This window comes from Pseudoalteromonas ulvae UL12 (assembly GCF_014925405.1).
Classification (GTDB): Bacteria; Pseudomonadota; Gammaproteobacteria; order Enterobacterales; family Alteromonadaceae; genus Pseudoalteromonas; species Pseudoalteromonas ulvae.
Genome location: NZ_AQHJ01000027.1, coordinates 13,421 through 27,621 on the forward strand (window position 1 = coordinate 13,421; position 14,201 = coordinate 27,621).

The following is a 14,201-nucleotide window of genomic DNA, read 5'->3' on the forward strand; positions in this document are numbered from 1 at the left end:
TGAATATGACAGATTACGAAAATTCGCCAGAACTAAAAGGCACCTTACTTGGGCAAGAAACACAATACAAAGATCAATACGATGCCAGCTTGCTCTTTCCAATCGCCCGTAAATTAAATCGCGACGAGTTGAATATTGATGAAGCCACACTTCCTTTTTATGGTGAAGATACCTGGACCGGCTATGAGCTTTCTTGGCTTAACAATAAAGGAAAACCACAAGTCGCGGTGGCTGAGTTTGTTTTCCCATGCCAAAGCAGTCATATCATTGAGTCAAAATCCTTCAAGCTTTATTTGAACAGCTTCAATCAAACTCGGTTTGCTTCTCAAGAAATCGTCCAAGATCTGTTAGTCAAAGACTTAAGCGCTGGCTGTAACGCCCCTGTAGAAGTCAGAATATATGGCCCTGAGGTTTTTAATTGCATCGCAAACACCCCTATGCCCGGTGTATGCATTGATGACTTAGATATTGAGGTCGATTGCTATGATTTAAACAAGCAGCTGTTACAATTGGCTCCTAGCCAAAATACAGTGACAGAAACTCTGCATAGCCATTTGCTTAAATCTAATTGTTTGATTACTTCACAGCCCGACTGGGCCAGTATCGTAATTCGTTATACTGGCAAACAGATTTGCCATGAAAGCTTACTGCGTTATTTGATTTCATTTCGCAGCCATAATGAGTTCCACGAGCAATGTGTCGAGCGGATTTATTGTGATATTCAGCAGCAATTAGGTATTAGTGAATTAGAAGTCTACGCACGATATACGCGCCGAGGCGGGCTTGATATCAATCCATTTCGTTCAAATAGACAAAATAAGACCTCGTTTTCATTAAAGATTAACCGTCAGTAATGCCAACAAAATAAGCCACTGAATCCAGTGGCTTATTTGCTATTAATAAAAATAGAGAGCTGTTATTTTTCAGCTAACGGGCGAGAAGGTACGCTAACAGCACACACATCGGTATAATTGGGTGTTTCAATAAACCAAGCGCCTGGGCGATTACGACGGGCTTTGATCAACTCTTTAAACGAAGTCGAATCTGTTTTCATTATTTCATATTTTTTAGCCAAATCTTTAACATCAGCAGCCACTTGCATATTGGTAATAGGATTGAATACTCGGGCAGCCGCTTTGCTCTCATCACTGGGTTTTCGTGATAAGCGCTGTAAATGCTCCATGCCATCAATCACCCGCCCAAAGGCCGTAATATTTCGATCCAGGTAACGTAAAACCCCTAAAGCAACATAGAACTCAGTGCCGCCACTGCCTGCTTCATTGCTGCGAGCCATTGCAAATGTCCCCACACAATGGGTTTGCCAAGTCTGTGTACCTTGTTGATTCTGTGCTACAGCAAAGCCGTTTATAAAGCCGGTTTTGTCCGCATAACCATCTTGTGTATCCACTAGCGTCATTGTTAACGGTTTAGTAGAGAGGTGATAAAATTCCGCTTGTAGCGATTTTTTTGCAGTGGTTACTTTTTTTGTTTCATTGGCATCGCCCCCTTGCGCTACAAACCCTTCAACAAAGCGGTACATGTTGAGTCCTTGATAAAATCCTTCACGGGCGAGCTTTTTAATATTCTCAACATGATTTGGCGCTAAAAGCGGATTCAGTTCAATCACCACAGTGCCGGTGGCGAGTTCAAGTAACAAGGTGTTGTCCAAATCCAATACTTGCCAATCTGAATCAGGTGCGTTGGCAATGATCTCGCTTGGGCTTCTGACTTTATCTAACGCGTGTACAGCTACGGCATTTAAACCAGACGCTAAGCAAATCGCAGAGCACAGTGTTTTTATTTTTTTGGTCATTGTCTTCTTCTTATTTTTTTGAATACCAATATATTGCTTCATCAAGCGGTGCTGTTCTTGGCAAAGTGTCATTTTCTAACTCTATAATACGGCGCTTAGCTAAGTGAGCAGCTAGAATGTGTGTCGTAAAATGTTTATCAAATAGCTGTTGCCAACTCCCATCGATTGCTGCGCGTTTCAGTCCATTTGTTAATGCGCTATGCAATGCTTTATTCTCTTTTGCGACAAAAAAGTATGTTGCTGAAGGGTAACGAATCACGACATGCTCATCTAACATAGTTCCAGCTGCTAGCTTAGTCTCATTAAGTTCCAGTACACTCAGAGGTAAGGCATCAAAGCGCCCTAATGACAACATATTAAATTGTTGGCTATTGTCGCTAATTTGCGTCGTTTTAATGCCATTATCACTAAAAACAGCTAAATCAGCCCAGTCAAACCCTAAGCCAAAATTAATGTTTCTCATATCATAACGACTATGGATCTTGGCAAATAAATCCGGAGTCTCTGAGCGGATCACCGCGATACGATAACCTAACAACCCCTTATCAATTGGGATTAACACTGCTTTGGCCTGCTCTTCGAGGTCATAGTTTGTCACATGCCAAGATAAATCGAGGCCATTCTCTTTACCTAATAATCGAATTGCTCGCGTCTGACTTGGTACATTGTTAACGGCCTCACAACGATACGAAACACCAGATTTATCTAGCGCTAAGACCACCAGCTCGGCAATATAATCACTCGCAGGGGCGGAAAAACGCACCAGCATAGGCTGCTCATTTGCAAAAGAGCTGATGGCTGACAAGCAAACAGTGATTAAAACAAGCCAAGTAATCTTATGCCGCATAAGTTAGTCCCAATCAAATTTATACAATATATCTAAAGCATTATTTACACCATTAGTCGCTTCAATGTAAAGCTGAGGCAATACTTGATAGCGCACTGCAATTTCAGTGATCGGATCAAAAATACCTATGCTGTATCTCACTTGGACTCCCGGCAGCACATAACCACTTATTTCAACTTTGGTATCATCACCAGAGCCTGTTGAGCCAACTGAAATATCTTCGATACCTATCGCTTCACCAAAGCGGCTCACCATCCCTTCACTGCGAGACAAACCTTGTGTAATCAACATTTGTGTCAATAAACCATCATTTGATGTATCACCATCACCTAAAGGGCGGCCATTAAGCAAATACGATAACGACATCGCTTGATCCATACTCGGCTCGGAAAAAATTTCGAGCTGCGGAGTTTCAATCGGCCCTGTCAATTTCACGCCGGCAATCACACCATCAGCAGTAGTATCAGGGTTACGGATTGCTTTAATGTTCAGATAAGGTTTATCGATAGCACCATTAAAGCCTATTTGCCCAGTCTGAATTTGCAAGTCTTGTGACAAAGCTAAATACTTTCCAGAGACTAAATTCATATCCCCTACGGCTAAAAGTGGACTTAATTGGTGCTTTTTAAGATTAATATGCCCTGCGACTTTTGAATTTAATCCAAAGGAATCCACTCGCACATCATCACGTACGATTAAATCCAAATCGAGAATGTAATCAAATGGTAAGGCTTTTTTAGTCTTTATTTGTGCATCAACAATGACTTCGTCGTCCGACACTTTGACCGCCCCTTTTGGTAAGGTCTTTAACTCTATCCGACCATAAGGCACAACAACCTCACCTGAGACATTAAATTTTCGCTCAGAAAACGCAATCTGCAGGTCTGGACTGAGTTTTAATTTAATCCCTGAATCTAGTTGGATCAAAAGCTGCTCACCTTTGGCATTAAAATGCCCAGCCAGATGCTCTGCTTGCCAATCGATGCGGCCATCTAATTGCGCCTGCCCACCTTTTGTATCAAAAAGCTGCGCATTAATATCTGCACGCTGCTGGTTAAACGCTATTACCACTTCACTGTTAGTGAGTGAAATAGGTAATTGACTCCCTGCAACCGCAATGCTCTGCGCAGCCACTCGTCCATTCAAAACGGGCTTAATCAGCGAGCCGGAGATATCAATATCCGCCGACACGCCGCCTTTTAATTGCTCAAACTGCTTTAAAAAGGGTTTAAAGTTACTCAATTGGGTTTCAGATAAACTCAGATTACCCAATAAAGTTCGCTCCCCCATTAAGTCAGAAATGGCTAATTGAGCATTAAGTGTGCCTAATAACGTAGAATCAAGCTGAGCACTCAATTTTGCGCTATTTGCATCTGCTATAGCGGTGATGTTTGTTGATTCAAATGGCAATTTAAATGTCTGATCATCTTGTCGAAGTGTTAAGTCAAACTCTTCACTGATGAGAGTGGCATCCACTGAAGTCAGCTTGCGTTGCTGCCACTGTAAATCGAGCCCACCGGTGAACTGACCAGTCGCATTCACTTGGGCTGGTAACAAATGATCAATAGATCGTAAGTTAAATTCTTTTAAAGCCAGCTTGACATGGCCGTCTTGCGCATTCACGTCCAGCTTATCAACACAAAGCGTTGAATGAATCGATGTCCAACAATGAGCTGCCATATTTAACGCTTGTTTGGCCCAATTAACCGACACAGTCATGGGTGTATCAACTTCAAAACGTTTTACATTATCGGATACAAATAATGTCGCTAACTCACCTTGCCAAATTTGATTTTTCACTTGACCCTGCAATGAAAAACCACTGCTCAGCCAATCTGAATCTAGGTTAAACAAACCTGTTTGCGAATATTGATTGCCCTTGAGTTCGAGTGCCAATTCTCGAATGTGCTTTTGATCAACCGTCACATTAGTCGCATTCACATCGATGGTTGTTTCAAAATCATTTGCTATATCGACCCGCCCAATAGATTGGAAGTGTTCAATCGAAATATTAAGCACACTAAATTGTTCAGCCCCTAGCTGCCAATCGACAAAAGGAGTTGCTCGCGGCCCTTTAACAGAAAATTCACCACTTGCGAAACCTGTCATATCTGCTGATATTTGTTGAGGGTGATGAACTGAAATAGCCCCCTCAAGTTGCCACGCATCAGTTATTTCACCCGATATATTCAGGAAATTATCAGCGCTACTCACTTTTAAAGTCTCGACTTGAGCGAAGAGTCGCTCATCAACCTCGCCAGCGAGTGCAATCTCAAGCGGGATCCCATTCACTTCACCGTTGAGCGCCAGTTGCTCGACATTCAACTGCCATTTATCCGCTTGTTGAACAAACTTTACTGAGCCTTCACCATAGAGCTGGCTAGTGTAATCAGCCAACACCTCACTTAAATCTAATTGTGCCAAAATCAAATCCACATTAGCACTGACACCATCTTGCCAATTTGCTTGACCGGATAAAGTTATATCGCTTTTTGGGGTTTTCAAATTCGCTTTACTTAACACAAATTCTGTTAATGACCCTTTACCTGCGATATCACTCGAGAGCTTCGCATAACCATTCAGCTGACTATCTGCCACCAATGACAATTGATAATCATTTGCCTGACCACTGATTTCAATTGCAGCTTTGCCAATCGACACCGCGGGCTCTGCCATCATTAGTTGCCAATTATCTAACTGGCCTTGCAATGAAAATGGGTAATTAGCTTGGGTGATGTCTGCAGCCAACGCGAACGAGAATGGATACTGGCCAGCATTCTCTATGCTGACTGATAAGTCACGTAAAGGTCCTTGAATCGCGGCTTTTAATTGATTTTGTTTAGCTTGAACATCGATAGCTAACGATAATGAATTATCTGCGACCAATTCAACCTCACCCGCGAGGTTGAAAGAGCCTTCAAAATGGCGTAACGACAGCGTCTCAATCGCAAGAGTGTGCTCATTTAATTGTGCGGTTAAGTGAATATCTGCCATGTCCACCACAGGCTGCGTATTCTCATACCGAAAAGACGACACAGACACATCATGTGCATCCACTATCAATGGACTATAAAACGCAAAATTAGCGACAGCTGGTAACTCTGTTAGAGCTGGCGCTTTTTGTGTTTGTGTCGGTGATTCATCAATGTAGAGCAATTCTTTTAAGCGAACATAATTAACCGTCACCTTACTTTGTTCTGCATGCATTTTGACGGCTAAGTTCTGCGCTTTAACACGCTTAAACTGGCCCTGTTGCAAACTGAAATTTGCGACAGACAATGAAGATACATTCAGGGCAAATGGCAGTTCGATCAACTCAGCTTTAGGCACAATTGTTTGCGAATTGGCTATAAGCGAGGATTGTTGTACTAGTTGTACTGAGAGTTCCCCATCTTTATTCGGCAAAGGCTCGCTCTCAGGGAGTGTGACATTGATAGACTGCGCACTTAAGTTTTCAATACACAAGCCACCACAAAACCAATCAATTCCCAAGCGGATCTGAGACGCATTAACCTGCAAGCCTTGCTGTTGGTACTGAACAGAAAAAGGTTTGTTATCAAAAAATCGTGTATCACGTATCTCTATCTGCAAACCGGCGACTATTTGATTTGCAGACCAAGCAATGAGCTGGTTCCCAGGTATAGTGAAGAGCACACAAAATAACACAGTAAAAATCGTGATGATTGGCCAAAATAACCAGTGACGTAAACGCCTAAACCAAAGACGAATCATATTTCTGGCCCTATGGTAATGCTTAATCGCGCGGGCTTATCAGGATCACTGACAGCCCATGCCGTATCTATCCGAATAGGCCCGACAGGCGTTAACCAACGTAAGCCAACTCCCGCGCCAACGGAAAGGTCCTCGCTAAAATCATTCGTCGCCGTTCCGGCATCAACAAATATCGCGGCACGCCAACTTTTTGCAAACTGATAATTATACTCAAGTGTCCCCGTCGTCAAATAACGCCCCCCGACTAATTCGTCGTTTTCACGCGGAGAGACAGACTCATATTGGAAACCCCGAATACTCTGATCCCCCCCCGCGAAAAAACGCATCGAAACTGGGACACTACTGATATCATCCACCAAAATAGCGCCTAACGTTGCTCGGGTATAAAACAAATGACGGGTATCGTAAGTTCGTAGTAAGGCGGTTTGTAATTGAACTTTCAATAAATCAGTACTTGAGATCAGCTTTTCAGTGCCCGCCTCAAGGGTAATATTTAATTGTTGCCCCCAATACGGCGTCATGCCTCCTCGGGCTTTTTTGCGTGCGTAACTTACGCCGGGTAACAACATTTCGGTTTTATCCGCTTGCTCACCTAACGTAAAATCCTCACGTTCATATTTAAGAAATGCAGTGCGAACCCAATTATCAGACGTTAGCCATTGCCGCTGAATTTGTGTGGTTAACTTTTCAGTGGTTTTATTGATTTCTTGATTATCTTCTCGCTGATAACCTGCAACATAACGCCATACGTCATTAATAGGATTATCAACAGGCACGGTATAAGAAAAACGGATCTCTTTTTCTATCTCAGATATTTCTAAATTGCTATCAATATAATGCCCGCGTTCGCCATGCCAAGGTCGGCTCCACTTAAATCGAGCTTTGGCTCCTAAATCAGTCGAAAAGCCGCCCCCTATCTCATAACTGTTCGCTGGTTTATGAAGAATTTCAACCACCACAGGGACTACACCATTGGCTCGTTTGGCCACATCGGCATGTACACGGACACTTTTAAAATAAGGCGTATTGCCTAACTCAAGATTAAAATGAGCTAACTTATCAGCCTTATAAGGATCATCAAGTTTAAACGGTTGTAAACCCCGAATAAAATCCCCCGCTGGGGTCTCTCTTTTGACCTGTACCGGACCAAACTTGTAACGCACGCCGCTCTCTAAATGCAAAACAATCTGCGCACTGTTGGTTGCAAGCGTCACTGCGAGTTCTGATTGTGCCCACTTGGCATCAAAATAACCGAGCTCTAAAATGACGCTCCGGACTTTATCTTTGCTGGCGTTATAATCACTGTGATCAAGAACTTGCCCTTGTACTAAAGGCAATGAACTAACAACGGCCATAAATTCAGGGTCGTGTTGCGCGGGCCCATTTATAGTCACATCAATTCCTGCAATCCGAGTTGCAGGCCCTCGGTCGACCTCAAGTTCCACCACCGTACTTGACTGTTTACTGACAAACTTTGTTTTGAGCCTTGGCTGATAATAACCCAACGCTTTAAGAGCTTGTTTGGTTTGCAATTCAATATGTTGTTTTAAATACGGTGAAGGCTCAGCTTGTAGGGTGTCACTAAGATAACTTAATACGTTTTCTTCAAGTGCACTATCGAGACCTTTAATCGAGTATTTTTCGATAGGTAACTCAGTCGCACTTAGGGCAAGGGAAAACAAACAACAATAAAGCCAAATGAGTCGCAACAAAAAAGCAGCCCCTATAAAAAAGTAATAGATAAAAACACATCAATTTTATCATATAAAATCAGTAAAATGAGTCTTTTATGTTCGCATTTGTAATGCCCACAATAATAATCGATGCTTTTTTTATCTCGATACTTTTTATTTTCTGTAAATTCTAAGACAATAGCTGCTAATTAGAATTACTGAGTACCTCACATGCAATTTCCTGATGACGACAATGGACAACTATTAGCCGATATGGCTGCGGCTGGTTTAGATTTAGCGCAAGTCCATACCGTTGATTTTTTTATTCTATTTGAACAAAAAGCTGAGGCTGAGTCATTCATCACTCTGATAGAAGCAGACGAACTAGCACCAAGTGCTGCACTGCAAAAGTGTCAAGACACCGGAGTGTGGGAAGTGATTGCGTCAGTGAAAATGGTGCCAGATCACACTTTGTTAGGTCAAACTGAACAATACATTGAAAGCCTTGCCAACCCTAAAAATGGTTATGGCGATGGTTGGGGTATTTTGGGTGAAGATTTAGGCGAGTAACCTCAAGACCTAAAAAATCAGTCAGGCTTACCGCTCTTGGTGAGCCTTACGATATGCCCCTTCATAATCAAAAATCTTCTCAGCTATTTTCCAACCAAACTTTGCTTTGCGCGCAATCACAAAATCAGGGGGCACTAATGCGTCTGCCACTCTTAATACTTGTGAAACATCGGTGAATTTTACCGGTATTTGACCTTGGCCCATGCGCTGGCCAAATTGCTGATTAAAAATATACAACGCCGCTTTGACTGCAAAATTAAACACTTCTTCACAACTTGTTCCTTCTTCATCAAAGTACGTGATTTTTAATTTATTCTCACCCAATTCAGTCACGGTCAATCCTGCACAGCGTAAAACAAGGGCATCTTTTAAATTAAGTGCCGCACGTAATTTGTCATCAGGATCAACCAGCAATTCATGGCAACTATGGCAGACTCGCGCTGCAATATCGTTTTCAGCTCCGCAATGATCGCATTCTTTAAAGCGAAACCGATAATCACATTGTTGACTGTGCTGTAACTCATCATCAACCAACAGCCCTTGGCAACGGCGGCCAAAGTGTTCGATGACTTGACCTTTTTCGTCTGTTTTTCCCCAAAACGTATTGGCAAAGCCACACCCTGGACACATCACTTGAACAGGCTCACTGTCACTGTTTGGTTTTTTCGCCCCCACTTCAGGGTAAAATAAATCAAATCCATTGCCGGCATAATCAATGACTAAACAATCGTGCTTGCCGGGGCTTAAACGAAGTCCTCGCCCAACAATTTGCTGATATAAACTGACCGATTCTGTGGGGCGCAAAATGGCGATAAAATCCACATGCGGGGCATCAAACCCTGTTGTTAGCACTGAAACATTGACTAAAAATTTTATTTTTTTAGCTTTAAAATCAATCACAATACTGTCACGAATTGAGTTGTCAGTCTCCCCCGTCACCAACACAGCTTGCTGTTTAGCTAAATAACCCATGATTTCTTTAGCATGCTCAACAGTGGCAGCAAAAATCATCACGCCTTGGCGGTCTTCGCTTAAACTAATCACTTGCTCAATAATCGCTTTAGTCGCTCGTTGGTTTTCTTTGAGCATGCGGTTTAAGTCAGGACCACTGATCCGGCCAAAACTATCATTGGGTAAGGCTGAGAAATCGTAATGACTAATCGCAGCATCTAACACTTCAGGAGGCGTAAGAAAGTTGTGTTTAATCATATAACGCAGCGGCAACTCATAAATACACTTTACAAAAGGGCTCTCACTCGTTCCTCGAACAAAACCATGGTAATGATGATGGTAAATCCACCCCATTCCTAAGCGATAAGGAGTGGCAGTTAAACCTAATACTTTCAGTTCCGGGTTAAGCTGCTGAAGTTTTATAATCAGTCGTTTGTATTGGGTCGTCTCATTGTTATCAACTCGATGACACTCATCAATAATTAACAAAGAATACGCTTCATTTAGCTGATCTAGATTTGCACTTAACGATTGCACACTGGCAAACGTCACCTGCTCTTTAAGGGATTTTTGTTTCAAACCAGCAGAAAATACACTCGCAGTCAGCCCATAGCTCTGATATTTTTCGCAGTTTTGCTCCACCAGCTCTTTCACATGCGCTAACACAAGTATTTTACGTTTCGCTAGGCGGGCTAATTCAGCAATCACCAAGCTTTTACCTGCACCGGTCGGCAATACAATCACCGCTGCATCATTGGTTTGTCTAAAATGGCTCAGCGTATTATTAACGGCTTCTTGCTGATAAGGACGAAGAGTATAGATAATCAGGCCTTTGAAGTTAAATCGTTCACTGCACTAGTATATCGTGTCTCAAAATAGATAAAAATATCTAATCTGACTGGGCAGTTTATTTCATTTGTGAGAAGCGCATTTTTGCAGGTAATCTGACTAACCCACGAATAAAAAAGGAATGAACATGACTATTGCGGTCCGTCACAGTACAGAGGATGATATCGATGCTATTTTTGCCATCATCTCGCAAAAAAGTTGCTACAGTAATACGCTTCAACATCCCTATGCCAACAAAGAAATATGGACGAAACGGCTCACAAACATGTCCGAGAACAAGATAAGCTTAGTAGCAACACTTGATGGCCAAGTAGTAGGGCAACTTGGAGCAGAAAACTACACAAACCCTCGGCGTCGCCATGCTTGTAACATTGGTATGATTGTCTGTGAATCTGTTCGAGGTCAAGGGGTTGGCCATGCATTACTCCATGCATTTATTGAAATGGCGACACATTGGATGGGCATTACCCGTATTGAGCTCGAAGTTTATACCGATAATCAAGCAGCCCTTGCGTTGTACGAAAAAAATGGCTTCGTCATTGAAGGCACAGCCAAAAATTATGCCTTAAAAGAAGGTATATATGTTGATTCTTACTTAATGGCGCGCACGCTGTAGTGCGCAAAAGTGATTTGAGTCAGCATTATCGGCTTTACTGACTTTTAGCAATGAGCTTTCTTTTATTTATCTGAAGATAAGCAATGACTTGACCACTAATCAACTATTTTTACCGCTCATCATCTTTAATGAGCGGTCTTTTTATTTGCTTTTATACTCGCCTTCAAGATTTAAGCACGTTCCATCATAAAAATAGTGAGATAATAATGAAAAAATCCTCTTTGCTTGCTGCTTTCGCAACCACCCTCTTTTTAACTGGTTGCAACGTCACCGTTGAAACCAACACTGTCGAATACGACCCAGAAATTATTGCGACAGGCTCATCTGATTGGGAGTTCAATCCACAAACAGGAGATTACGAGCTAAACAAACCTGTATTTTCAACCACGATTAAAACAAAAACCTATGAATTACCTGAAAACTTAAATGCTAATCAACTTTAAAACTCGCTGAAAAGTCAGTTATCAAAGTAAATTATCAAGGATGAAAACAATCAACTTACCCCTACAGATCCAGTATCTAAAAAAGAGACGTTGCGATTTTAATTTATCTAAGCAGCTCACACGCTAATGACTGGTGACATTGTTATAAATAGGATTGGGCGGTTTCTTCGTTTGATATTCATCGGTTTGATTGTTGATGTCATCTTATATTGGGCTGGTCGAGTGTGCCTGTAGTGCGCTCGACTAGTCCGACCTTCAAAGAAGCCCGTAAAACAGGTTAATACCTGTATTACCTGATTCAAATGGGCGACAATCCCTTGGCAGAGCTAAATAGATAGCAGCTAGCAAAGCTTATGAATGAAACTCAGTAATGTGCCAAAGCTCACCCGCAGGGCCCCATAAATACAGCACTTTACCATGCGGTAGCTCAGTGATACTTGCGGTGCGCGCAGCAAAACTTGCTAAGTCCATTGAACCTAATTGGTTTGCGACTTGCTCAATATCGCCAACGACCAACTGCATCATCAAATTCTCGGCAAGCCCTGTATGATAAAAATTTTGTAGGAAAAACGAGCACTCACCGTGAATTAATTCACACAGTTCATCAGATTCAAACCCTACTTCAAAACCCCACTGCTGATAAAATGCTTTTGAAAGGGCAAAATCTTTACTCGGAATAAACACACGTAGGTCAGTAACCTGCATAAGGGCTCCATTAATGTCTGCTGTGATTAGCTATATTTTTATCGATCTTAACAACTAACACGTCCCCAATAAAGCTAAATGAGCCTAATCGACCCCACATTGCCAACAGTTTTACACTCCAACATTCCCACAATGAAAAGTGCAAAGCGCCTTTGACAATAAAGTTAATTGTCGTGAGGTTGGCTTATAAATCTAAGTTTGCCAAACATCACCCACAAAAAAGGCGCATAAAGTTAATGCGCCTAGCTAGGGCGGTTAAAATTAAAGAGCGCCGAGCAGTTTATCTGCGACTAATTCAGAACTTGCCGGGTTTTGGCCACTGATCATTAATCCATCTTGTACTGCAAATGCATGCCAATCAGCGACTTTTTGATAGTCACCGCCGCGTTTAATTAACTCATCTTCCAATAAAAAAGGCACGATATCCGTTAATTGTACCGCATCTTCTTCACTATTAGTAAACCCGGTCACCGCTTTATCTTTGACAACAAACTCACCTGACGGCGTTTTAATATTTAAAAATGCCGCTGTAGCGTGGCAAACCGCAGCAATCGGTTTTTTAGCCGCTAAAAACCCTTCCAATAAGGCTATCGAATCCGCATTGTCAGTTAAATCCCACAGCGGTCCATGGCCTCCTGGGTAAAACACACCATCAAAGTCAGCTTCATTCATTTGTGCAAGCAACTGTGTATTAGCCACTAATGCTTGTGCCTTAGCATCGTTATCAAATCGTTTAGTCGCAGGTGTTTGAAAATCAGCTAATTCACTTTTTGGATCGATTGGAGCTTGCCCACCTTTTGGCGAAGCCAAAGTCACAGTCACACCCGCATCGATAAATGCATAATAAGGGGCTGCAAACTCTTCAACCCAAAACCCTGTTTTTTCGCCTGTGTTGCCCAGTTGATCATGAGACGTAATAACCATTAGGACGCGTTTAGTTGTATTTGACATGCTTGGTACCTTTTGTAAATAAGTGAGCGAAGGTGCTTAATCTGAGATCCAGTTTAGTGGCACTCGCTATTTCTAACAATACTGATAAGATAAACAACACTGTTATAATTATTGATACAATTAAATGGATATCTCGTTTGAACAACTGAAGAGTATGGTGGTGTTCGCACAAGTCGTCGAACAAGGTAATCTCACAGCTGCCGCCAAACACATCGGATTGACCCGAGCTGTAGTCAGTTATCATATTAAAAAACTCGAATCGAGCCTCGAGGTAAAACTGCTTAACCGCTCAACACGCTCTTTGTCGCTGACCGAAGCAGGGAAAGAATATTATCAATCCTGTCGTATTATTGCCGAGCAAGCCCACGTCGCCCATCAACATATCGAAAACCTCAAACACGAACCGCAAGGCTTAATTAAGCTGACTTGTCCGGTAAATGTAGGACTACAAATGATTGTGCCAGCATTAAATGAATTTCGGCGTTTGTATCCAAAAATTGAACTTGATGTGATGCTCACAGATGAAGTGGTTAATATCATGCAAGAAGGTATCGACTTGGCTATTCGAGGCGCGCCACTGCCAGATTCAGGCTTGCAAGCTCGAAAATTATCGACCCTTGAGACCTGTTTATGCGGCGCACCGAGTTATTTCAAAAAACAAGGTCGCCCCACTACACCCGCTGAGTTAGAACAACATCAATGGGTGATTTATAAGCTGACGGCAGGTGTGATCACACTACAAAAAGGTAGTCGCTCGTTTAGTGTGGCTGTAAAAGGCAGCATTAGTACCAATAATGCCGCGGCGCGCACCGCTTTTATTGAAGGTGGCCACGGCATGGGACGCATTCCGGTTTATGATGCTTGGCCTAAAATCCAAGCGGGCACCTTAGAAACCGTCTTGGATGATTATCAACTCAATAACATAGATATTTATGGGGTCTTTCCACCGGGTAATGCCAGCTCTAAAAAACTGCGTCTTTTGCTCGACTATTTAAAAGACTACTTTGTAAAAGTTGACCGCGCTAGCAACCATATAATATAAGCAGCCCAC

12 protein-coding genes are annotated in these 14,201 nt (G+C 42.3%); 5 read left to right on the forward strand and 7 right to left on the reverse strand.

Features of this window, described 5'->3' with window-relative positions; genetic code table 11:
- Positions 1–5: 5 nt before the first annotated feature.
- Positions 6–854, forward strand: coding sequence for an NADPH-dependent 7-cyano-7-deazaguanine reductase QueF (queF, locus tag PULV_RS08190; RefSeq protein ID WP_193331426.1), 849 nt, complete (start codon positions 6–8; stop codon positions 852–854).
- Positions 855–916: 62 nt separating this feature from the next.
- Here the strand turns inward: queF and PULV_RS08195 are convergent, their stop codons facing one another.
- The 4 genes from PULV_RS08195 to PULV_RS08210 are packed head-to-tail and all read right to left on the reverse strand — an operon-like array spanning position 917 to position 8,104.
- Positions 917–1,813, reverse strand: coding sequence for a peptidylprolyl isomerase (locus tag PULV_RS08195; protein WP_193331427.1), 897 nt, complete (start codon positions 1,811–1,813; stop codon positions 917–919).
- 10 nt (positions 1,814–1,823) lie between these two features.
- On the reverse strand, positions 1,824–2,660 hold the full coding sequence (locus PULV_RS08200; protein ID WP_086743604.1) for a type 2 periplasmic-binding domain-containing protein: 837 nt from the start codon (positions 2,658–2,660) through the stop codon (positions 1,824–1,826).
- Positions 2,661–2,663: 3 nt separating this feature from the next.
- Entirely contained in the window at positions 2,664–6,392 is a 3,729-nt protein-coding gene (gene tamB, locus PULV_RS08205; protein WP_193331428.1) for an autotransporter assembly complex protein TamB, read from the reverse strand.
- Complete coding sequence (locus PULV_RS08210; RefSeq protein WP_193331429.1) at positions 6,389–8,104, reverse strand: autotransporter assembly complex protein TamA; 1,716 nt, start codon at positions 8,102–8,104, stop codon at positions 6,389–6,391. Before PULV_RS08210 ends, tamB begins: the two co-directional genes overlap by 4 nt.
- 192 nt (positions 8,105–8,296) lie before the next feature.
- Here PULV_RS08210 and PULV_RS08215 point away from each other — a divergent pair, with 192 nt between their 5' ends.
- Positions 8,297–8,635: a ribonuclease E inhibitor RraB gene (locus PULV_RS08215; protein WP_086743607.1), complete on the forward strand. Its 339-nt coding sequence runs from the start codon at positions 8,297–8,299 to the stop codon at positions 8,633–8,635.
- Positions 8,636–8,662: 27 nt separating this feature from the next.
- On the opposite strand, the gene PULV_RS08220 is transcribed toward PULV_RS08215, so the two are convergent.
- Positions 8,663–10,411 carry a DEAD/DEAH box helicase gene (locus PULV_RS08220; protein ID WP_086743608.1) on the reverse strand — a complete coding sequence of 583 codons (1,749 nt, stop codon included), beginning with the start codon at positions 10,409–10,411 and terminating at the stop codon, positions 8,663–8,665.
- 151 nt (positions 10,412–10,562) lie between these two features.
- Here PULV_RS08220 and PULV_RS08225 point away from each other — a divergent pair, with 151 nt between their 5' ends.
- Both PULV_RS08225 and PULV_RS08230 read left to right on the forward strand, forming a co-directional pair.
- Complete coding sequence (locus tag PULV_RS08225) at positions 10,563–11,051, forward strand: GNAT family N-acetyltransferase (RefSeq protein WP_086743609.1); 489 nt, start codon at positions 10,563–10,565, stop codon at positions 11,049–11,051.
- 206 nt (positions 11,052–11,257) lie between these two features.
- Entirely contained in the window at positions 11,258–11,494 is a 237-nt protein-coding gene (locus PULV_RS08230; protein WP_086743610.1) for a hypothetical protein, read from the forward strand.
- Between the two features lie 351 nt (positions 11,495–11,845).
- On the opposite strand, the gene PULV_RS08235 is transcribed toward PULV_RS08230, so the two are convergent.
- Positions 11,846–12,199 carry a VOC family protein gene (locus tag PULV_RS08235; protein WP_193331430.1) on the reverse strand — a complete coding sequence of 118 codons (354 nt, stop codon included), beginning with the start codon at positions 12,197–12,199 and terminating at the stop codon, positions 11,846–11,848.
- Positions 12,200–12,460: 261 nt separating this feature from the next.
- Positions 12,461–13,150: a type 1 glutamine amidotransferase domain-containing protein gene (locus tag PULV_RS08240; protein WP_217895796.1), complete on the reverse strand. Its 690-nt coding sequence runs from the start codon at positions 13,148–13,150 to the stop codon at positions 12,461–12,463.
- A gap of 124 nt (positions 13,151–13,274) precedes the next feature.
- Between PULV_RS08240 and PULV_RS08245 the strand changes: the two genes are divergently transcribed.
- Positions 13,275–14,192, forward strand: coding sequence for a LysR family transcriptional regulator (locus PULV_RS08245; protein WP_086743612.1), 918 nt, complete (start codon positions 13,275–13,277; stop codon positions 14,190–14,192).
- The last annotated feature ends 9 nt before the right edge of the window (positions 14,193–14,201 follow it).

Excerpts from the sequence above, each read along its gene's own strand:
- tamB (WP_193331428.1), bottom strand. The coding sequence starts at position 6,392 with ATGATTCGTCTTTGGTTTAGGCGTTTACGTCACTGGTTATTTTGGCCA.
- PULV_RS08230 (WP_086743610.1), top strand. The coding sequence starts at position 11,258 with ATGAAAAAATCCTCTTTGCTTGCTGCTTTCGCAACCACCCTCTTTTTA.
- PULV_RS08195 (WP_193331427.1), bottom strand. The coding sequence starts at position 1,813 with ATGACCAAAAAAATAAAAACACTGTGCTCTGCGATTTGCTTAGCGTCT.
- PULV_RS08240 (WP_217895796.1), bottom strand. The coding sequence starts at position 13,150 with ATGTCAAATACAACTAAACGCGTCCTAATGGTTATTACGTCTCATGAT.
- PULV_RS08235 (WP_193331430.1), bottom strand. The coding sequence starts at position 12,199 with ATGCAGGTTACTGACCTACGTGTGTTTATTCCGAGTAAAGATTTTGCC.
- PULV_RS08215 (WP_086743607.1), top strand. The coding sequence starts at position 8,297 with ATGCAATTTCCTGATGACGACAATGGACAACTATTAGCCGATATGGCT.
- PULV_RS08200 (WP_086743604.1), bottom strand. The coding sequence starts at position 2,660 with ATGCGGCATAAGATTACTTGGCTTGTTTTAATCACTGTTTGCTTGTCA.
- queF (WP_193331426.1), top strand. The coding sequence starts at position 6 with ATGACAGATTACGAAAATTCGCCAGAACTAAAAGGCACCTTACTTGGG.
- PULV_RS08225 (WP_086743609.1), top strand. The coding sequence starts at position 10,563 with ATGACTATTGCGGTCCGTCACAGTACAGAGGATGATATCGATGCTATT.
- PULV_RS08245 (WP_086743612.1), top strand. The coding sequence starts at position 13,275 with ATGGATATCTCGTTTGAACAACTGAAGAGTATGGTGGTGTTCGCACAA.